18 protein-coding genes are annotated in these 18,785 nt (G+C 67.7%); 5 read left to right on the forward strand and 13 right to left on the reverse strand.

From position 1 onward, the window contains the following. Positions 1-24: 24 nt before the first annotated feature. Positions 25-1,239 (reverse strand): dephospho-CoA kinase, encoded by a 1,215-nt coding sequence (gene coaE, locus AC6JAM_RS19510; RefSeq protein WP_144599696.1) that lies wholly within the window; start codon positions 1,237-1,239, stop codon positions 25-27. 88 nt (positions 1,240-1,327) lie between these two features. On the opposite strand from coaE, the gene AC6JAM_RS19515 reads away from it, so the two are divergent. Further along, on the forward strand, positions 1,328-2,017 hold the full coding sequence (locus tag AC6JAM_RS19515; RefSeq protein WP_497935592.1) for an IMPACT family protein: 690 nt from the start codon (positions 1,328-1,330) through the stop codon (positions 2,015-2,017). Then, complete coding sequence (locus tag AC6JAM_RS19520) at positions 2,001-2,501, forward strand: GNAT family N-acetyltransferase (RefSeq protein ID WP_018772000.1); 501 nt, start codon at positions 2,001-2,003, stop codon at positions 2,499-2,501. The genes AC6JAM_RS19515 and AC6JAM_RS19520 overlap by 17 nt, the downstream gene beginning before the upstream one ends. A 126-nt stretch (positions 2,502-2,627) precedes the next feature. On the opposite strand, the gene rpsA is transcribed toward AC6JAM_RS19520, so the two are convergent. The 3 genes from rpsA to polA form a co-directional block, all read right to left on the reverse strand. Beyond that, positions 2,628-4,103: a 30S ribosomal protein S1 gene (rpsA, locus tag AC6JAM_RS19525; RefSeq protein WP_018770974.1), complete on the reverse strand. Its 1,476-nt coding sequence runs from the start codon at positions 4,101-4,103 to the stop codon at positions 2,628-2,630. A 277-nt stretch (positions 4,104-4,380) separates the two neighbouring features. After that, on the reverse strand, positions 4,381-5,679 hold the full coding sequence (locus tag AC6JAM_RS19530) for a GNAT family N-acetyltransferase (RefSeq protein WP_018770975.1): 1,299 nt from the start codon (positions 5,677-5,679) through the stop codon (positions 4,381-4,383). A 50-nt stretch (positions 5,680-5,729) separates the two neighbouring features. Continuing rightward, positions 5,730-8,372 (reverse strand): DNA polymerase I, encoded by a 2,643-nt coding sequence (gene polA / locus AC6JAM_RS19535; protein ID WP_043425302.1) that lies wholly within the window; start codon positions 8,370-8,372, stop codon positions 5,730-5,732. A 217-nt stretch (positions 8,373-8,589) separates the two neighbouring features. Between polA and AC6JAM_RS19540 the strand changes: the two genes are divergently transcribed. Continuing rightward, the gene (locus AC6JAM_RS19540; RefSeq protein WP_026266023.1) at positions 8,590-9,054 is read left to right on the forward strand and encodes a hotdog fold thioesterase; all 465 of its coding nucleotides are present in this window, start codon (positions 8,590-8,592) and stop codon (positions 9,052-9,054) included. Positions 9,055-9,064: 10 nt separating this feature from the next. Here AC6JAM_RS19540 and AC6JAM_RS19545 read toward each other — a convergent pair whose 3' ends face one another. The 6 genes from AC6JAM_RS19545 to AC6JAM_RS19570 form a co-directional block, all read right to left on the reverse strand. Further along, positions 9,065-9,625, reverse strand: a complete 561-nt coding sequence (locus tag AC6JAM_RS19545; RefSeq protein WP_268003110.1) for a dihydrofolate reductase family protein — start codon at positions 9,623-9,625, stop codon at positions 9,065-9,067. 89 nt (positions 9,626-9,714) lie between these two features. Next, positions 9,715-9,936, reverse strand: coding sequence for a hypothetical protein (locus AC6JAM_RS19550; protein ID WP_018770979.1), 222 nt, complete (start codon positions 9,934-9,936; stop codon positions 9,715-9,717). Next, positions 9,933-11,180 (reverse strand): inorganic phosphate transporter, encoded by a 1,248-nt coding sequence (locus AC6JAM_RS19555; protein WP_018770980.1) that lies wholly within the window; start codon positions 11,178-11,180, stop codon positions 9,933-9,935. The genes AC6JAM_RS19550 and AC6JAM_RS19555 overlap by 4 nt, the downstream gene beginning before the upstream one ends. 153 nt (positions 11,181-11,333) lie before the next feature. Next, the gene (locus tag AC6JAM_RS19560; RefSeq protein WP_056390203.1) at positions 11,334-11,840 is read right to left on the reverse strand and encodes an HAD domain-containing protein; all 507 of its coding nucleotides are present in this window, start codon (positions 11,838-11,840) and stop codon (positions 11,334-11,336) included. Positions 11,841-11,858: 18 nt separating this feature from the next. After that, the gene (locus tag AC6JAM_RS19565) at positions 11,859-12,563 is read right to left on the reverse strand and encodes a hypothetical protein (RefSeq protein WP_268003109.1); all 705 of its coding nucleotides are present in this window, start codon (positions 12,561-12,563) and stop codon (positions 11,859-11,861) included. A gap of 98 nt (positions 12,564-12,661) precedes the next feature. Continuing rightward, the gene (locus AC6JAM_RS19570; RefSeq protein WP_134165377.1) at positions 12,662-13,093 is read right to left on the reverse strand and encodes a VOC family protein; all 432 of its coding nucleotides are present in this window, start codon (positions 13,091-13,093) and stop codon (positions 12,662-12,664) included. Between the two features lie 212 nt (positions 13,094-13,305). On the opposite strand from AC6JAM_RS19570, the gene AC6JAM_RS19575 reads away from it, so the two are divergent. Next, positions 13,306-13,926, forward strand: a complete 621-nt coding sequence (locus AC6JAM_RS19575) for an L-threonylcarbamoyladenylate synthase (protein ID WP_134165378.1) — start codon at positions 13,306-13,308, stop codon at positions 13,924-13,926. A gap of 123 nt (positions 13,927-14,049) precedes the next feature. On the opposite strand, the gene ligD is transcribed toward AC6JAM_RS19575, so the two are convergent. Next, the gene (gene ligD / locus AC6JAM_RS19580) at positions 14,050-15,087 is read right to left on the reverse strand and encodes a non-homologous end-joining DNA ligase (protein ID WP_497935593.1); all 1,038 of its coding nucleotides are present in this window, start codon (positions 15,085-15,087) and stop codon (positions 14,050-14,052) included. A 67-nt stretch (positions 15,088-15,154) separates the two neighbouring features. Between ligD and AC6JAM_RS19585 the strand changes: the two genes are divergently transcribed. Further along, positions 15,155-15,832 (forward strand): alpha/beta hydrolase family protein, encoded by a 678-nt coding sequence (locus AC6JAM_RS19585; RefSeq protein WP_056390198.1) that lies wholly within the window; start codon positions 15,155-15,157, stop codon positions 15,830-15,832. Positions 15,833-15,837: 5 nt separating this feature from the next. Here the strand turns inward: AC6JAM_RS19585 and AC6JAM_RS19590 are convergent, their stop codons facing one another. Then, complete coding sequence (locus AC6JAM_RS19590) at positions 15,838-15,984, reverse strand: hypothetical protein (protein WP_186447710.1); 147 nt, start codon at positions 15,982-15,984, stop codon at positions 15,838-15,840. Positions 15,985-16,134: 150 nt separating this feature from the next. Next, entirely contained in the window at positions 16,135-18,756 is a 2,622-nt protein-coding gene (gene hrpB / locus AC6JAM_RS19595) for an ATP-dependent helicase HrpB (RefSeq protein WP_497935595.1), read from the reverse strand. Positions 18,757-18,785 lie beyond the last annotated feature (29 nt).

The following is an 18,785-nucleotide window of genomic DNA, read 5'->3' on the forward strand; positions in this document are numbered from 1 at the left end:
CAGCCGCCCGTCCAAGGACCTGCCTCAGGACGCGTACGACGGCGGCACCCACCCTGTTGCCTCGGCCCAGGCGGACATGCGCGGCCAGGCAACGTCGGTGAACCAGGGCTCCTTGGCGTCCGCGTAGGCCCTGGTGGTGGCGGAGTCCGCGAAGCGTCCTGCCAGGTCCGCCTTGTGCGCTTCGTAAAGCCGGACCGCGGAGGGGTCAGTCCGCAGCCAGTCGCGGAACATCAGCGCGTAACGCCACCCGGCCGAGCCGGCGGCCCGGACATGGACGTTCACGGCCCGGCACGGGTCCGCGTTGGCGTGGAACCGCTTCTGCCATTCGGCATGATCAGGGGCGTTGGGCTTCGGGGTGTCCGATTCGGCTCCCCGTACTGCCGGGAAGCCGGCAGCCGCCAGGAGCGGCGCGATCCTGTCTGCGGTTTCCAGGTCCGGCACCGCCACTTGCAGGTCGATGACGTCCTTGGCGGCCAGGCCGGGAACGGAGGTGGAGCCGATGTGGTCCACGGTCAGGATGAGGCCGGGCGCAGCCGCTTCCAGCCGGGCCGCGATCCGGGCCGCCTGCCGTGCCCATTCCTTCCGGTGCGGCTCCAGCACCGGTCCCCCCTTCCGCGGTGCGCGGGTCCCGGCCGCCAGGTTGCGCGCAAACGGCACCAGCCGCCGGTCCCAGAGCCTGTCTACCTGCTCAAGCAGGTGCAGGATGGTGCCGGAGTTGTCCAGGACGACGTCGGCAGCGGCCAGCCGTGCCTCCCGGGTGGCCTGGGCGGCCATCCGCGCACGCGCCGCTTCGGCGGTCATGCCGCGCTGCTCCTGCATGCGTTGCATCCGCACCTCGTCCGGGGCGTCCACCACCAGCACCAGGTGGAAGGCGGCCCCCTGCCCCGTCTCCACCAGAAGGGGGATGTCCTGGACCACAATGGCGTCTTCCGGCGCCGCTGCCGTGATGGCGGCGGCGCGGGCGCGTACCAGGGGGTGGACGATGGCGTTCAGCGCAGCCAGGCGCTCCTGGTTGCCGAACACCGCCCCGCCGAGCCGTGCGCGGTCCAGCCGCCCGGCGCCGTCGAGCATGTCCGCGCCGAACTCCCCCACAATCCGCTCGAGGCCCTCGGTGCCGGGCTCAACCACCTCCCGTGCCAGCGCATCTGCGTCCACCAGCACGGCGCCACGTTCCTTCAGCCGCGCGGCCACCACCGATTTCCCTGAAGCGATCCCGCCCGTCAGCCCGATTTTCAGCACCCCGCCAGCCTACTAGTCCCCGGCCGCAGGTCCGCCGCCTGGAAGCAGGGAGGTGAGGCCGCCGGCGGGTGGGCCTAGACTGGGGCGGATGCAAGAGCAAGACAGCCGGTCAGGCACCTACACCACGCTGGCGGCCGGCCGGGACTTCCGGCACGAACTCGAGATCAAGCGCTCCCGATTCATCACGGTCCTGCGGAGGGCCGGCACGGAGGCTGCGGCCCGTGACCTGGTGGCGGACCTCCGCCGGGAATTCCACGACGCGCGCCACCATTGCTCGGTGTTTGTCCTTGGGCCGGACCGCACCATCCAGCGCTCCAGCGACGACGGCGAACCTGCCGGGACTGCAGGCATCCCCATGCTCGAAGCCCTGCTGAAGAGGGAGACCGCACCCGGGGTGACCGACCTCAGTGACACCAGTGCCGTCGTCGTGCGTTATTTCGGCGGCGTCCTGCTCGGCGCCGGTGGGCTGGTCCGGGCCTACTCCGAGTCGGTTTCGGCAGCCCTGGACCTGGCGCCCCTGGTCCGCCGCAGCAGGCTGCGGATCTGTTCCACGGCGGTACCGCACGCCGCCGCAGGGCGGCTGGAGAACGACCTGCGTGCCACCGGCGCCGTCATGGCGGAGACCAGCTACCAGGACCGGCACACGGTGCTGCGGATTGCCGTGCCGGACCACGCAGCCGCCATAGCTGCCGCAACTGACCGCGTCCTGCAGCTGACGGCAGGGTCTGCCACGCTCACGCCCGGTGGAACGGAATGGGTGGATGAAGCCATCACCTGAAGTGACCCTGGTGGACGTCGATGAAGCCGTAGCGGACCAGCTGCTCCAGCTGGCCAAGCGCGACGCCTCCCCGGATGAAGTGGCTCCCCCACTGGGCGGCCCCGGCTGGAACCTGGAGCGCACCGCCTGGTTCTACAGCTACCATCACGCTGCGGCCGCCGGGTTGGGAGGCCCCGCAGCGGAAAAGTCCTGGGCCGTCTTCAGCGGCAGCCGGATTGCCGGCTCCGTGCGCCTCAAACGGAACGCTGGTGCCGACGTGCCTTCCGCGGAAACCGGGATCTGGCTTGGCCGGAGCTTCCGTTCGCGCGGGATCGGCACCGCCGCCCTGGACCTGGTCCTGGCGGAGGCCCGCCGGGCCGGCCTGAGGCGCGTCACCGCGCGTACCCTGGCTGGGAACCACCGCGCCCAGCGGCTGCTCGCGGCAGCCGGGGCGGCACTGACCTCTGACGGCGAAGGGACGGTCCTCGCCGTCGTCGACCTGTAGGCCCGGCTGACCGCAACGCCCCATGCGTTGTCTGGCAGCTGCCAGCCAGCTGTCGCGTTAAAGCACAACGGGCCCCCGCTTTCGCGGGGGCCCCTTGCGTCAGCCCGGAATCCGGGCCGGCGGCAATTAGTTGCCGGTCAGCTTCTCGCGCAGGGCAGCAAGTGCCTCGTCCGAAGCCAGGGTGCCGGCACCGGTGTCGGTGGCAGCAGGCTCGGAGGAGTAGCTGGTGGCGCCGGAATCGCCGTCACCGGACGTTGCGGCAGCAGCGTCGTCAGCAGCGTGCTGGGCAACCTGCTTCTTGTGGGCTTCCCAACGGGCCTGGGCGTCAGCGTACTGCTGCTCCCAAGCGGCGCGCTGGGTCTCGTAGCCTTCGAGCCATTCGTTGGACTCGGGGTCGAAGCCCTCGGGGTACTTGTAGTTGCCCTCTTCGTCGTACTCTGCGGCCATGCCGTACAGAGCCGGATCGAATTCGGTGCTGTCGGCGTCGACGCCCTCGTTGGCCTGCTTGAGGGACAGCGAGATGCGGCGGCGTTCCAGGTCGATGTCGATGACCTTGACGAACAGTTCGTCGCCAACGGAGACAACCTGCTCGGCCAGCTCCACGTGGCGCACGGCCAGCTCGGAGATGTGGACCAGGCCTTCGATGCCGTCTTCGACGCGGACGAACGCACCGAACGGAACCAGCTTGGTGACCTTACCCGGGACAACCTGGCCCAGGGCGTGGGTGCGGGCGAAGGTCTGCCACGGGTCTTCCTGCGTAGCCTTGAGCGACAGGGAGACGCGCTCGCGGTCCAGGTCGACCTCGAGGACCTCGACGGTGACTTCCTGGCCTACCTCGACAACCTCGGACGGGTGGTCGATGTGCTTCCAGGACAGCTCGGAAACGTGGACCAGGCCGTCTACGCCGCCCAGGTCCACGAAGGCACCGAAGTTGACGATGGAGGAAACAACGCCGGGACGGACCTGGCCCTTTTCCAGCTTGTTGAGGAAGGTGGAGCGGACCTCGGACTGGGTCTGCTCCAGCCATGCACGGCGGGACAGGACCACGTTGTTGCGGTTCTTGTCCAGCTCGATGATCTTGGCTTCGATCTGCTGGCCGATGTACGGAGCCAGGTCGCGCACGCGGCGCATCTCGACGAGGGATGCGGGCAGGAAGCCGCGCAGGCCGATGTCGAGGATAAGACCACCCTTGACAACCTCGATGACGGTACCGGTGACGACACCGTCTTCTTCCTTGACCTTCTCGATGTCGCCCCAGGCACGCTCGTACTGAGCGCGCTTCTTGGAGAGGATCAGGCGGCCTTCTTTGTCTTCCTTGGTGAGCACCAGGGCTTCGACCTGATCGCCAACGGAGACGACGTCTCCGGGGTCAACGTCGTGCTTGATGGAAAGCTCGCGGGAGGGGATGACACCTTCGGTCTTGTAACCGATGTCGAGCAGAACTTCGTCGCGGTCGACCTTGACGACGGTACCTTCGACGAGGTCTCCGTCGTTGAAGTACTTGATGGTCGCGTCGACTGCTGCGAGGAAGTCCTCAGCGGTACCGATGTCGTTAATGGCGACTACGGGGGTACCGGGCTTCTCGGTGGAGGTGATGGTCATGTAGTAGGGGCTCCGTTGTGGATAGTTAGTCGGTCAGGCAAACCGGCGCGCCCGCGTTATGGAACGCAGGCGCGATTCGCGGTGAATCCGACGGATCCTCCGGGTCATCCTGATTTTGTGGATTGCTTTCAATGCGCCCCGCGAGGGGACGCAAGTGCGTACACGTGGTACACGCCCGTTTATTCTAGTCGCTGCCCGCAATTCGGGTCAAAGCGGGCAGGCGCAGTACGCCGGTGGCGCGTTCACCCAGGACCGGACCCCATGCAGTCAACCGACCTCAGAAGTGGGTGAGGCAGTGCGTCGCCCGTTCGACGGCGAACATCTGCATGGCCGTCAACGCCGAACCTGCCGTGTGCTCCCGGATTTTGCCGGCTGCCGCCAGCGTAACCGGACTGACCCCGCCGACGTAGATGGACGACAGGGCGGACACATCGAGGGTCAGGTCCGCCTCCGCGGATTCCGGCAGGCGCTCGACGGCGGCCTGGCCGCCGTCGGACGAAAGGGCGTAGGTTCCAGCCGTGAGGCCGAGCGGGTCCAGGACTTTCAGCGCCAGGCGGCCTGCTGTTGGGTACTGCCGCCCGGAGAGTGCCTTGGGGACATCGAGGATGCGCAGCCAGAGCATGTCCCGGCTGTCCGAGGAGTCGATGCAGCGGGGATCGTCCAGGGCCCAGGCCAGGGGGTCGTCCAACGGGGCTTCCATCCAGGACACGCGGTCCACCAAATCGATGGCACCAAGGAACTGCCAGAGTTCCAGGTAGGCATCGTTGCTGCCGGCCAGCAGGTCCACTACTTCCACGGTGTAGGGCTCGGTGTCCCAGCCGAGGAACTTGTAGGAAACGTAGCCGTCAATGTCGCCGCCCGGGCCGTAGTGGAGCGCCACCTTGATGGCGGGGTCCTCCTTGCCGTCGCGGCCGAGCTCGCCCGACGCAAGCAGCCGATACCAGTCCTGCCGGCCTACGGACCCCGGAGTCAGCCGGTGCACCTGGTCGAAGACTTCAGGAGCCAGCTGCAGCAGGGCCTTGGGGTCGGCGACCTCCACGGTGCCGGTGGCCTGGTGCCGCAGGCTGAACCGCGCAGTGGTGTCCACCTTGGCAGTGCGTTCAAAGCTGGCCACGCCGTAGCCGAACCGGCCATAGATGGTTCCCTCTGATGCGGTCAGCGCCGCGACCGCCACCCCGTCGTCCTTCGCGAGCTGCAGGTCCTCGCTCATCATCCGCCGCAACAGCCCCCGCCGCCGGTGCGAGGTGCGGACGGTAACGGCGGTGACCAGGTGGGCTTCCACCAGGCGCCCGAAGCCTACGTTGAGGGTATTGCGCATGGTGCCGAAGGTGGCCACCGGCACGTCCGCGGGCAGCGACGAGGGCGCTACCGGGCCCGTTTGGTAGGCGCCGGTGAGGACGCGCCGGTCTGCCTCATACGTTTCGAGCGTCTTCGCGACGTGTTCCGGGGTGCGGGTGGATTCGTGGAAGCCGAAGGATACGGCGCGGCTCCAGGTTTCCGCCTGGGCGTAACCGTCTTTGCCCCTGGATACAGCACCAAAGCGCCGGATTTCGTAGTTTCCACTCAGATCAGCCACGCACCTGAGCCTAGCCAAGACCTCCGGCGCCTGGCCAGCATCAACACACGTTAGTGCCCGGCGTCGTACCAGCTGGGTCCGACGCCGATCTGGACTTCCAGGGGCACGCTCAGGTCCGCGGCTGCCGCCATCTGCTCGGTCACCAGTTTCTCCACGGCGGTTCGCTCCCCGGCAGCGACTTCCAGGACCAGTTCGTCATGGACCTGGAGCAGCATCCGCGATTTCAGGCCCTGCGCCTGCAGTTCGGCATGGACACCCAGCATGGCGCGCTTGATGATGTCCGCCGCCGAACCCTGGATGGGGCTGTTGAGCGCGATGCGCTCGGCGTTCTCGCGCAGCTGGCGATCGGTGCTGGTCAGGTCCGGCAGGTACCGCCGGCGCCCCTCAATGGTGGCGGTGTAGCCGTCAACCCGGGCCTGGTCCACCACTCCCCGGAGGTAGTCGCGGACGGCGCCGAAGCGGTCGAAGTAATCCTTCATCAGGGTCCGTGCCTCATCAACGGAAATCTCCAGCTGCTTGGACAGGCCGAAGGACGTCAAACCATAGGCAAGCCCGTAGGACATGGCCTTCACCTTGGAGCGCATGGCGCTGGTGACCTGGTCCGTGGGGACGTGGAAGATGTTGGAGCCGACGAAGCGGTGCAGGTCCTCGCCGTCCCTGTACGCCTGGATCAGGCCCGCATCCCCCGAAAGATGCGCCATGATGCGCATCTCGATCTGGGAGTAGTCGGCGGACAACAGGCATTCGTAGCCATCGCTGACCACGAAGATGCCACGGACGCGCCGGCCTTCCTCGCTGCGGATGGGGATGTTCTGCAGGTTGGGGTTGTTGGACGAGATCCGGCCGGTGGCGGCCACGTTCTGGGCGTAGGTGGTGTGGATCCGGCCGTCCTCCGCCACGGACTTCTTCAACGATTCGAGCATCTGGCGCAGCTTGGCCGCCTCGCGGTGCGCCATGAGCTGCACCAGGAACTCGTGCCCTGTCTTTTCCAGGAGGTTCTTCAGGGAAGCGGCGTCCGTGGTGTAACCGGACTTGATCTTCTTGGTCTTGGGGAGCTGCAGTTCGTCGAACAGGACGGTCTGCAGCTGCTTGGGCGAGCCCAGGTTGACCTCGTGGCCGATGGCAGCGAAGGCCTGTTCCTGCGCCTGGTCGATCACCCGCGCGAGGTCGGCAAGCTGTTCATCCATCTTGTCCATGTCGATGGCGATGCCGGCGAGTTCCATGTCGGCGAGGACCCGGCTGACCGGCAGTTCCAGGGTGGACAGCAGTTCCTCCGCCTTGCGCTCCTTGAGCTCGTCCTCGAAGTAGCGGCTCAGGGCCAGCACGACGGCGCCGGCCTGGACCAGGGCGTCGGCGGCTGCGGTGTCGTCGCCGTCGAACGACAGTTCCAGCTGCCCGGCCTTGGCCGTGGCGGCGGGGATTCCCACGTTGAGGTGGTGCTGGGCGAGTTCGGCGAGTTCATAGGTGCGGCGGTCCGGCTGGATGAGGTAGCCCGAGATGGAGGTGTCGTCCACCACGCCCTCCAGCTCCAGGCCGCGGGCAGTGAGTGCCTTGAGCGCGGCCTTGAAGCCGTGCATCACCTTGGGTGCTTCGGGGTCGCGCAGCCATCCGGCCAGTACATTTTCGGTTTCGGCGTCCTGGCCGGCGAGGTCGACGTAGACGGCGGCGTCGCCGCGCACGATGGCCAGCGCGGCGGCGTCCTCGCCAATGCGGCCGGGCACGAGGTCCACAGCGAGGGCGGTCCGCTGGCCGGCGCCTGCGGCCAGGAAGGCGGCCAGTTCGGCGGCACCGGCAGGCGTGGTGTAGTGCGGTGTTTCGATGCTGTCGCGTTCGGCGGCGGGAGTGTCAGCGTCGCCGTAGAGGGCAAACAGCCGGCCGCGGATGGCCTTGAACTCCAGCTGGTCGAAGAGGTCCTCAATCGCGGCCTGGTCGGGGCGCGGCTGGTAGAGGTCGTCCAGGGTGACGGGGAGCTCAAGATCGGTGTGGAGCTGGTTCAGCCGGCGGTTGCGCTTCACGGCGTCGACGTTCTCCCGCAGGGCGTCGCCCACCTTGCCCCCGATGGAGTCAAGGTGCTCCAGGACGCCTTCCAGGCCGCCGTACAGGTTGATCCATTTCGCCGCGGTCTTGGGCCCGACGCCGGGCACGCCCGGCAGGTTGTCGGCCGTCTCCCCCACCAGGGCGGCAAGGTCCGAGTAGCGGGACGGGCTGACGAAGTATTTCGCTTCAATGGCCGCAGCGTCCATCCGCGGGATGTCGCTGACGCCCTTCCGCGGGTAGAGCACGAAGACGTTGTCCGTGATGAGCTGGAAGGCATCCCGGTCACCGGAGACCAGCAGGACTTCGAATCCGGCCTTTTCACCCATGGTGGCGAGCGTGGCCAGGATGTCGTCGGCCTCGTAGCCGGGCATTTTGATGGTCTTGATGCCCCACGCTTCCATGACCTGCGCGATGAGGTCGATCTGGCCGCTCATCTCGCGGGGGGTTTCGTTCCGGCCGCCCTTGTAGTCGCTGTACTCGGTCTTCCGGTGGGTGGATTCGTCCGAGACATCGAATGCCACCGCGATGTGGGTGGGCTGCTGCTCCTTGATGAGGTTGATCAGCATGGAGGTGAAGCCGTGGATGGCGTTGGTGTGCTGGCCGTTGGACGTGGAGAACTTGTCCGCGGGCAGGGCGAAGAAGGCGCGGAACGCCATGGAGTGGCCGTCAAGGACCAGCAGCCGGGGCTGGTCGGTGATGGGAATCACGGGCGCTTCCGTGGCTGAAACAGACCCACCGGCAGCGGGGGTGGCGGCCTTTGCAGAAGGCCTGGGCGTGGAGGACGAAAGCTGCGCGGCAGCCTCCTCAGCGATGGCCGAAGACGGGAAAGGGGCCGGTTTGGTTGTTTCACTCACAGGTGCCAGCCTAGTTGCCATGACAGACAATTTCACGCCGGGCGCTTTCGCCGAGGAGCTGGCGGCCGCCGGCATTCCCGACCACATGCACGGCTGGCTGGGCCGGTTTGGCGTTGGCGCCCTGGTGGTCAAAATGGGAATCCATTTCCTGGAGATGAGTCCGGAACGGACCGTTGCCACCATGCCGGTGGAGGGCAACACCCAGGTGGCAGGCATACTCCATGGCGGCGCGCACGTGGTGCTGGCCGAGACCCTGGGTTCGTTCTCCGCGGGGATGCACGCCGGTCCCGGCCGGCATGCCGTCGGCATCGAGGTCAGTGCCACGCATCACCGGTCCATTGCGAAGGGCATGGTGACGGGCACCTGCACGGCGATCCATTTGGGGCGCACGCTTGCCACCCATGAAATCGTCATGACCGATGCCCAGGGACGGCGCCTGTCAACGGCACGGATCACCAACATGCTCCGGGACGACGCCGGCTGAGGTACGTGCGTCAGGACCGCGGGCCCGTTCGGCCGGGCAGCAGATAGCGCAGTTCCACGATCCCCCTGCCCATGGTGCGGGACGCAGCCAGCTCAAGCGGCGGCGTCGGTCCTTTTACCGGAAGCAGCCGCTTCCCGCTGCCCAGGACCACCGGGATGACGGAAAGGATGATGTCGTCCAGCAGTCCGGCATCCGCGAACTGGGCCGCCAGGTTGCCGCCGCCCACTACCCAGATGTTCCTGTCCCCGGCCGCGCGCTCGAAGTCGGCCATGAACTCCAGGACATCCCCGCGGACGAACGTGATGTCTGCGCCCTCCGGGGCACGGTATTCGTGGTGCGTGAAGACGTAGCTGGGTGTGTCCGTGTACGGCCACCTGCCGGGCTCGTGCTCCATCAGCCAGGCGCAGGTTTCCCCGCCCATGACGATGCAGCCCACTCCGGACATGAACTCGCCGTAACTGTCGGCCCCGCCTTCGAAACCGTCGAACTGCAGGAGCCAGTCCAGATCGTCGGTTGACGTGGCGATGAAGCCATCAAGGGACGCGGCCACAAAATATTGGATGCGCGGCATGGCCCCAGCCTAGCCAAGCGGCCCAGTCCAGCCAATGGCCCGGGCCATGCCCGGGCTGCGGCTCTCCGGGCTGCAGCTTCCGGGAATGGCTACTTGGAGAAGTACGGAATGATCAGGTACAGCCCCACCAGGACAGCCAGGCCGCACAGGCCGAAGCAAGCATAAGCGAACGAGCGCTTCATGGCCGGGGACGTCTGTTCGGCGTCAGCGGCGATGGCCGTCAGCCGGACGCCGAGCGAGTAAAGGGTCACCACTGTTGCGGCAGCAACCAGCGTGGCGCCGGCAACGGTCAGGAGTTCCAACCACTTCATCGCCGATTCTCCTTGGGGTTGTTGGCTTTGGCGTCGGCCTTGGCTTTAGCCTTGGCTTCGGCCCGGGCGCGGGCCATGGCCTTCTTCTTGGCGAACCGGACAGCCTGGCCGGCTTCCTCCACCTCGACGGCGTTCTGGTGGCTCACGGAGGACTTGCGTGAGTAGAAGAACATGAAGAGCACCGCGGCGCTGCCGGCAATCGCGGCAATGAGCACGCCCACGACGCCGGTCTTCACCAGCAGGGCGGTCAGGGCACCGACGATGCCGGCGGCAGGCAGGGTGAAGAGCCATCCCAGCGCGATCTTGCCCACCATGTTCCAGCGGACGGTGGTCCCGCGGCGTCCCATTCCGGAGCCGATGACGGAACCCGAGGCTACCTGCGTGGTGGAAAGGGCGAAGCCAAGGTGGGACGAGGCGAGGATGGCGGACGCAGTGCTGGTCTCGGCCGCGAAGCCCTGGGCGGGCTTGACTTCGGTCAGGCCGGAACCCATGGTGCGGATGATCCGCCAGCCGCCGGCATAAGTACCGATGGCGATGGCGAGGGCGCAGGCGGCGATCACCCAAAGCTGGGGACCGGACCCGGGCGCCTGGCTTCCGGCGGCGATCAGGACCAGCGTGATGATGCCCATGGTCTTCTGGGCGTCATTGGTTCCGTGTGCCAGGGCCACCAGGCTGGACGTGAAGACCTGCCCCGTGCGGAAGCCGCCGCGCTTCTGGGTGAGCTTGGTGCCCGTCTCGGGATCGTGGCGTGACGTGAGGGCGTAGGCAAGGCGCGTGCAGACGTAGGCGGCAAGGCCTGCGATCAGCGGTGCGAAGACCGCCGGAAGAATGACCTTCTGAAGGAGCGTCTCAAGGTTGACGGAGTTGAACCCTGCGCCGACGATGGCCGCGCCGATCAGTCCGCCGAACAGTGCGTGGGATGAGCTGGAGGGCAAACCCTTCAGCCATGTGACCATGTTCCACAGGACGGCCCCCATCAATCCGGCGAAGATGATCTCCGGCGTGATCTGGACGCCGCCGGACCCTTCGCGGATGATGCCGCCGGACACTGTCTTGGCCACCTCGGTGGAAAGGAAGGCGCCCACCAGGTTCAGGACGGCTGCCAGGGCCACGGCTGTCCTGGGCTTGATGGCACCGGTTGCGATGGGCGTTGCCATGGCGTTCGCGGTGTCGTGGAAGCCGTTCGTGAAGTCGAAAAATAGTGCCAGTGCGATGACCAGCGCCACCATGAAGGTGATATCCACCTGTTGCCCAATCTGCAGAGTCGACGTTCAGCAGTTTCTCTTACCCGGCTGCCTTGGACAGCATAGTTCACCAGTTGTTTGCTTTGGAATGACTTGCGGCGATGGCACAACCGGCGGGAAACCTTATCGATCGTACGCGTACCGGGCAGGAGGTCAAAACACGGGCCCGGCCAGGAAAGAGCGGAGCACGTCCAGCTCCGCGGGCGTGATTCCCTGCCGCGGATGGGGCGACACCGTGAGGATGCGCCTGCCCAGGAAGCGTGCCCATGATTGTGCTTCAGCCTCGAACGCCAGCTGGTCATCCACCCACGCCACCGAGTCGGGTCCGGTCTTCTCGACGTCGCCCTGGATGGCCCGGAGCTTCCACCAGACGGCCCCGCCTGCTGCCCCGTCCGCGGCAAGGTATGGCCAGCCGCTGCCCGCAAGTCCGACGGCGGGACACAGGTATTGGGGCGCCAGCTCCTCCCAGCTGGTAAGCCAGACACAACGCAGCCCGGGCGTCATGGCCAGGGAGTTGAGCCCCGATACGAGTTCTGCGGCGAAGGTGACGGGCAACAGCCCAGCGTCGGCGCGCTGCCAGGCGGACCCCCAGCCGGTGGTTCCCTCCGGGCCGAACGGGCAGACCACGCCGTCGACATCCAAATAAAGCGTCCGCCGCACGCTGCACCTGCAGGGGCTTCAGCCCTGGTGGAACTGCGGCGGCCTGGGACCTGCATCCAGCGGCGGCGCGATTCTGCCCTCAAGGGCCGCCACTGTGACGTCCGGCAGGACGATGAGCCCGTCCAGCTCACGCCGGGCCCGCTTGTAGGCAGACTGCCGTTCGGCCGGGGTAGCCGCATGGTTCTCGGCAATCATGAGCAGTTTCCGTGCCACGGCAAGCCGTTCGCGTTCGGGGCCGCTGAACTTGCTGTCCCTGATCCGTATGGCTTCGCGCTCGGCCACATCCAGGGCCACCACGAAGTTGTTCACGGCCTGCCGGTAGGCGTCAAGGCCGGCCACTGATGTCAGGTCTTCGGCAGAGGGTGGCCGCAGGCCGTCGGCTTCGCGTTTGGCGCGCAGGAAGGCGACCGTGAGGGGTTCCCGGACGTCCGTCATGAGGGGAAAGTCAATGAGCTTGCCCACGTCGAGCTCATAGTCAAGCCATCGCCGGTTGGTGGCATCGTGGGTGGCCATGAGCGACTTCACGTCGGCCACCGACGCCCTGTCAGCTTCGCGTGCCTGGTTCTGGAGTTTGTCCTGGTTCTGGAGTTTGTACAGTTCGACCCGGCGCCGGTACCGGCGCTCGCCGGCACGCCGCCAGCCGCCTGCCCAGCGGCCGGCCACCGCCATCAGTGGAAACACCATCCACCACTTGTCGTACAGGAACTCCATGAGGGGCCTCACGCATCAATCCTCCCAGCCCGGGGGCCCGGCCTCAAGGCGCAGGGGCAGATCCATGCAGGCTGGCCGGCCGGCACTCCCCCTCCACGTCCTCAGGGTCCTCAGGGTGCCGGCGTGGCCTGCGATGCGTTGACGTTGACCAGCCAGGCGACTCCGTACCGGTCGGTGCACATGCCGAAGATGTCACCCCACGGCGACTTTTCCATGGGGACAGTCACCGCGCCGCCATCGCCGCTGAGCTGCTCGTAGTAGCCGCGAAGCTCCACTTCATCATCGCCGCTGAGCGAGATGGAGATGGCGGAACCCGGGTGGTACTCCATGCTGTTGGGGGTATCAGCGCCCATGAGGACCAGGCCCTGGGTGGTGGTCAGCATGCCGTGCATGATCTTTTCCGCTTCCGCAGGATCCTCGCTGGCCTGGAAGTCACCAAAAGTGCTGAGTGTCAGCTCGCCGCCGAACACCTGCTGGTAGAAGTTCAGTGCCTCACGGGCATTGTCCCGGAAACTTATGTAGGGATTGAGGATTGTTGGCATGGCAGGTTCTCCTTCACAGGGGCCGGAACTGCTTCGGCCGGAACGCGGGCAGACAACATCCTGCCCTATCCGGCCGCCACCCGGTAGGGGAAGTCTCCCCTGTTCATCCCGTGTTCCGGGGTTTGAATGTCAGGGGACGAAACTGTTTCCGTGTCGAGGCATATCCCGCAGGAAAGGGTGCGGCGCGGGCCGCGGGAACGTAGGCTCGGGGCATGGCCCGATTCTTTGATGTGCATCCCCAGGACCCCCAGCCGCGCGCCATCGCGCAGGCAGTGAACATAATCCGCGACGGCGGCCTGATCGCCTACCCCACGGATTCCTGCTACGCGCTGGGGGCGCAGATGGGCAACCGGGAGGCGCTGGACCGGATCAGGAGCATCCGGCACCTGGACGACAAGCACCACTTCACGCTGGTCTGCCGCGATTTCGCGCAGCTGGGCCAGTTTGTGAACATCGGCAACGACGTGTTCCGCAGCATCAAGTCCGTTACCCCGGGCAGCTACACCTTCATCCTGCCCGCCACCAAGGAGGTTCCCAAGCGCCTGCTCCACCCCAAGAAGAAGACGGTGGGCGTGCGGATTCCGGACAACCGCGTGGTCCAGGCGCTGCTCGCCGAACTGGGCGAGCCGCTGCTGTCCAGCACGCTGCTGCTGCCGGACGAGGAAGAGCCGCTGACCGTGGGCTGGGAAATCAAGGAGCGGCTGGACCACCAGGTGGATGCCGTGATCGACGCCGGGGACTGCGGGGCAGAGCCCACCACCGTTATTGATTTCTCCAGCGGGGTGGCCGAGGTGGTCCGGCGTGGCATGGGCGACCCGTCCCGCTTCGAATAAACCTGCTTCGAAGTAACCCGGGCCGCACCTGCGGTCCCGGGGCACTTTGGCGGCGCCGCCGTCGTAATTTCCGACGGCGGCCGGCGTGTCCGTGCCAAAGTGCCCCGTTTTGGAGGGCGCGGGTCAGTCGTTGTTGGCGTCAGTCTGCTTTTTCGCCCGGCTGGGCTGGACCCGGGGCGGTTCGCCCGGCATCTTGGGGTAGTCCGGCGGGAAGGGCATCTCCCCCAGGCCGGCTTTGCAGTCGCGGTCCCACCATTCCAGCAGCGTGTCGATGGTCCCGGGCTTGGCGTTGAAGCCATCCCAGGGGTCTCCCACCGTCTTCAACCGTTCCGGAACCGTGAGGATGGTGAAGTTCTTTGGATCCGCGTGTTCCAGTTCCTCCCAGGTGATGGGGCAGGACACGGGGGCGTGCGGCAGGGCCCGCGGGCTGTAGGCGCCGGCGATGGTGCGGTCGCGGTTGGCCTGGTTGAAGTCCAGGAACACCCGTTGGCCGCGTTCTTCCTTCCACCACGCCGTGGTTACTTTGTCCGGGATCCGGCGCTCCACTTCCCGGGCAGCGGCGATGACCGCGTGCCGGACGTCCAGGAATTCGCGTGTTGGTTCGACGGGTGCGTAAACGTGCAGGCCGCGGTTGCCGGACGTTTTGATGAAGCAGGTGAGGCCTGCCTCGGCGAGGACGTCCTTCAGCACCAAGGCGGCGGGAACGGCGTCGTCGAAGTCCGTGCCCGGCTGCGGGTCAAGGTCGATCCGCAGCTGGTCCGGGTTGTCCGTGTTCTCCGCCCGGGAGGGCCAGGGGTGGAAGACCACGGTGTTCATCTGTACGGCCCAGACGGCAGCTGCCGGTTCGTCAAGGACCAGCTGGGGGTGAGACCTGGCGCTCGGATACACCACCTTGACGGACCTGATGAAGTCCGGCGTGCCTTTTGGCGGGTTCTTTGAGAAGAACATCTCGCCTTCGATGTTGTCCGAGTACCGCTGGAGGGACACGGGCCGGTCCCCGTTGGCGGCGATGAATGCCTCCCCCACGTCGCAGATGTACCTGGCGAGGTCCAGCTTGGTCAGGCCCAGGTCCGGCCAGAGGACGCGGCTGGGGCTGGAGATGCGCATTTCGCGCCCGCCGTTGGGACCCGGGACAGTGATGGTGGTCTGTTCGCTCGCCATGGGGACAACGTACACCCGGCCGCCGGCAGACACCGGCATATCCGCCGGCCTCCGGCATGATGGAGCCATGCCCTCATCCGATCAGCAGCTCATGGTCGCCGTCGGTGACGCCTCGTTTTCCGCCGTCTACGCCCGTCCCGGGAAGCCCACCGCCACTGTGGTGGTGGCGCATGGTGCCGGTGCCGGCAAGGACCATCCGTTCCTCCGCGGCTTCAGCGACGCCCTGAACGGGCTGGGCCTGGCCACCCTGCGCTTCAATTTCCCGTACCTGGAGGCAGGGCGGAAGTTCCCAGACCGCCCTCCGGCTGCCATCGCCGCCTGGCGGGCCGCCATGGACACAGCCCGCGCCCAGGCGGAGGCCAACGGCGGCAGCGGCCCCGTCTGGGCGGCGGGCAAGTCGTTCGGCGGCAGGATGGCGTCCATGGCCGTTGCCGACGGCATGGAGGCCACAGGCCTGGTGTACCTCGGCTACCCGCTGCATGCCCCCGGCAAGCCGGAGAAACTCCGGGATGAGCACCTGTACGGGATCACGGCGCCGATGCTGTTCCTGCAGGGAACGCGCGACACGTTTGCCACGCCCGACATCCTGGCGGGCGTCGTGGCCCGGATCGGATCCAACGCGGTCCTGCAGTGGGTGGAGGGCGGTGACCACTCCTTTGCCGTGGCGGGAAACAAGCGCCCCGCCGATGAGGTGGGTGCGTCGCTGGCGCTTCCGGTGGCGGAGTTCATCGCCGGGCACGGCTGACGCTGCTAGGCAGCGTCCTCGTGCCACCAGCCTTCCCAGGCGGCGGAGGTGAGCCGGCCTTCCGGGAACGTGCCGGTGTCGGTGTTGCGGGACCCGCTGGCCTCACTGCGTCGGCCGTCCAGCAGGAGGTTGAGGCTGTTCAAGAGAAACATGGTGTGTCCTTCCGTAGGGGAATGCGGACCACGTTGTCCGCGTACTTAAGAGCGTAGGGAAGGCATGTTTCAGCACGTCGACGCGACGTTTCGGCTGTGTATCGGAGTTCTCACGCAGCCTTCTCCGGCCGGAAAGAATCGGACGTGGTTTCAGTTCCGCTTGTTGGTCCGTGCCGTGGCGGGAGCCGACCAGGGGTCCTCCGGCCAGGGATGCCTGGGGTAGCGGCCCCGCATTTCGGCGCGCACCTGGGTATACGGGCCGGACCAGAACGATGTGAGGTCGCCGGTGACCGCCAGCGGCCTGCGGGCCGGGGACAGCAGGTGGAACAGGACCGGGACACGGCCGCCCGCCAGGCGCGGGGATTCAACCAGCCCGAAACACTCCTGCAGTTTCACCGCCACCACGGGCGCGGCGGAGTCCCCACCTGGTTCCGGGTAGTCGATCCTGACGCGGGAGCCGCTGGGGACCTCCAGGTTTTCCGGCGCAAGCTCGTCCAGCCGGGCCGCTTCGGGCCAGGGCAGCAGCCGGCGCAGGGGGTGGGCCAGGTCGATTGAGGTGACCGGTTTCCCGGCCGCCAGGTCTTCCAGCTCGGGCCCCAGCCACTCTTCCAGCCGCCCAAGCAACGCCCCGTCCGACACATCAGGCCACGGCGCCCCCACCTCGCGGTGCAGGAAGGCGAGGCGGCGCCGCAAGGAGGCCGCCGCCGTCGACCACGACAGGGCGGCAAGGCCGCTTGACCGCAGCGCGGCTTGCACGGCCCTCCTGCCCTGTTCGGCGGTGGGGCGCACGGGGGTTGCGGAGAGTACGACCGCTCCCAGCCGCCTGGTCCTGCGCGCGCTCAGCCGGCCGCCGCTGAATTCCGCGTCCACACTGTCGGACAGCAGGTGGGACGCCGCCGCTTCGGCAATGCCAAGGGTGATGGGGGCTGCGGCGCGGATCACGGCGCCCGTACCGGCCGCGTCCCTTCCCTCGGCGCGGGACACGTCGGCCACGGCCAGCCACTCGTGGCCTGACAGCGTGCTGCCTGCCGGCAGCCCTGCCCTGGTCCCGGACGTCAGCAGGTACTGTCCGGCGCCGTCGCTGCCGGGCACGCGGCGGGCCACGCGGTCGGGAAAGGCGAGCGCGACGACGGCGCCCGCAGCTTCGTTTCCAGCGGCAGGGATGGCGGGAGGGGCCGTGGCGCCGTCCTGTTGCCGACCCGCCAGGGCGCCCAGCCGCCTGGACTCGTCCGCCCAGCGCCTTCCGGCCGGGCCTGTGTCGGCTTTGAGCTGGGCCAGCAGGCGGGTCAGGTCCGCTCCGGGTGCGCGGTGGTCCCCGGAGAGCGCGGCTACCACCCCGGCGGCGAACCGGTGTCCGGTGGAGGTGCCGCCGTCGAGCAATGCCCGGGCAAGCCGTGGATCGGCGGGGATGCCGGCAAGGGCGCGGCCCGTTGCAGTCACGTGGCCGTCACCGGACACTGCGCCCAACTCCCGGAGCACCTCAACGGCGTCATCCATTGCCTGGCCGGGCGGTGCGTCCGGCAAGGCAATCCCCTTCCCCCGGGGCGCGCCCCAGCAGGCAAGGGTCAGGGCGGCGCCGGTCAGGTCCGCCACCTTGATTTCCGGCGTCACGTGGGCGGGAGCGGCACCATATGCGTGCTGCGAGTAGCAGCGGACCACCGTCCCCGGGCCTTGCCGTGCGGCACGCCCGGCCCGCTGGTCGGCTGACGCCCTGGAACAGGACACGGTAACCAGCCCGCTCATGCCGCGGCCTGCGTCCCGCCGCGGTTCCCGGGCCAGTCCGGAGTCTATGACCAGCCGGACGCCGGGCACTGTCAGGGAGGACTCGGCAAGATCGGTCGAGACGATGATCCGCGGGAGGTCCCCGGGACCACGCCCCGCCACTGCCCTGTCCTGCTCGGCTGTCCCCACCTGGCCGTGAAGTTCCAGCACGTCAACACTGCTGCCCAGCCGGCTGCGCAGGACCGCTGCAACGTGCGAGACCTCCCTGGCCCCTGGCAGGAATACGAGCGCGTCCACGGACCCGTCGGCCGCAACGGCACGTTCATGGGCGTCCGCGGCTGCCGTGGCCACATAATCCAGGAAGGTGCGCGCCACTCCCCTCGCGTCCAGCCGGGCGGCGGGCGCCGGGAGCCACTGCACGTCCAGTGGATGGTTGACGGAGGGGCAGTCGACGACGGGTGCGGGCCCGGCGCCCTCGTCATCCCCCAGCAGGGCTGCGAACCGGGGCGCGTCCAGGGTTGCGGACATGGCGACGACGGCGAGGTCGCCGCGCAGCGCACGGACCTCAGCGAGCATGCCGACCAGGAGGTCTGTTTCCAGTCCCCGCTCGTGCACTTCATCCAGGACGACGGCGGCAGTGCCCTCCAGCCCGGGATCTGCCAGCAGGCGTCGCAACAGGATGCCCGGGGTGACGAACTCAATCAGGGTGTCCGGGCCCGCCTGGCGTTCCCCGCGGACGGTGTAGCCCACGCGGCCGGCCATCCGGCTGCGATCGAGCGCAGAAAGGCGCCGGGCGGCGGCACGGGCGGCAACCCGCCGCGGCTGGGTGACGACAACGCGGCCCCGCCGGCCGTGAAGGTTCGCCAGCAGGGGCGGTACGAGGGTGGTTTTTCCCGTTCCCGGCGGTGCCTGCACAACGGCGGCACCCGGGATACCATCACTTCCCAGTGCCTCCCGCAAAGCGGAAAGGGATCCTTCGAAGGCGAGTCCGGCACCGATCGCGCGGAGGTCGAAGGCGTCGGCGGCGGGGCGGCCCTCAGGAGGATTCATCCATCCATTCTCCCTTGGCCGGGGAGCTG

Source organism: Arthrobacter sp. GmRoot5-12, from assembly GCF_059739365.1.

What these genes read in the sequence shown, in the direction of transcription:
- AC6JAM_RS19515 (WP_497935592.1), top strand. Translation starts at nt 1,328, where the DNA reads ATGCAAGAGCAAGACAGCCGGTCAGGCACCTACACCACGCTGGCGGCC.
- AC6JAM_RS19520 (WP_018772000.1), top strand. Translation starts at nt 2,001, where the DNA reads ATGAAGCCATCACCTGAAGTGACCCTGGTGGACGTCGATGAAGCCGTA.
- rpsA (WP_018770974.1), bottom strand. Translation starts at nt 4,103, where the DNA reads ATGACCATCACCTCCACCGAGAAGCCCGGTACCCCCGTAGTCGCCATT.
- polA (WP_043425302.1), bottom strand. Translation starts at nt 8,372, where the DNA reads ATGGCGTTCCGCGCCTTCTTCGCCCTGCCCGCGGACAAGTTCTCCACG.
- AC6JAM_RS19540 (WP_026266023.1), top strand. Translation starts at nt 8,590, where the DNA reads ATGACAGACAATTTCACGCCGGGCGCTTTCGCCGAGGAGCTGGCGGCC.
- AC6JAM_RS19545 (WP_268003110.1), bottom strand. Translation starts at nt 9,625, where the DNA reads ATGCCGCGCATCCAATATTTTGTGGCCGCGTCCCTTGATGGCTTCATC.
- AC6JAM_RS19550 (WP_018770979.1), bottom strand. Translation starts at nt 9,936, where the DNA reads ATGAAGTGGTTGGAACTCCTGACCGTTGCCGGCGCCACGCTGGTTGCT.
- AC6JAM_RS19570 (WP_134165377.1), bottom strand. Translation starts at nt 13,093, where the DNA reads ATGCCAACAATCCTCAATCCCTACATAAGTTTCCGGGACAATGCCCGT.
- AC6JAM_RS19575 (WP_134165378.1), top strand. Translation starts at nt 13,306, where the DNA reads ATGGCCCGATTCTTTGATGTGCATCCCCAGGACCCCCAGCCGCGCGCC.
- ligD (WP_497935593.1), bottom strand. Translation starts at nt 15,087, where the DNA reads ATGGCGAGCGAACAGACCACCATCACTGTCCCGGGTCCCAACGGCGGG.
- AC6JAM_RS19585 (WP_056390198.1), top strand. Translation starts at nt 15,155, where the DNA reads ATGCCCTCATCCGATCAGCAGCTCATGGTCGCCGTCGGTGACGCCTCG.
- AC6JAM_RS19590 (WP_186447710.1), bottom strand. Translation starts at nt 15,984, where the DNA reads ATGTTTCTCTTGAACAGCCTCAACCTCCTGCTGGACGGCCGACGCAGT.
- hrpB (WP_497935595.1), bottom strand. Translation starts at nt 18,756, where the DNA reads ATGAATCCTCCTGAGGGCCGCCCCGCCGCCGACGCCTTCGACCTCCGC.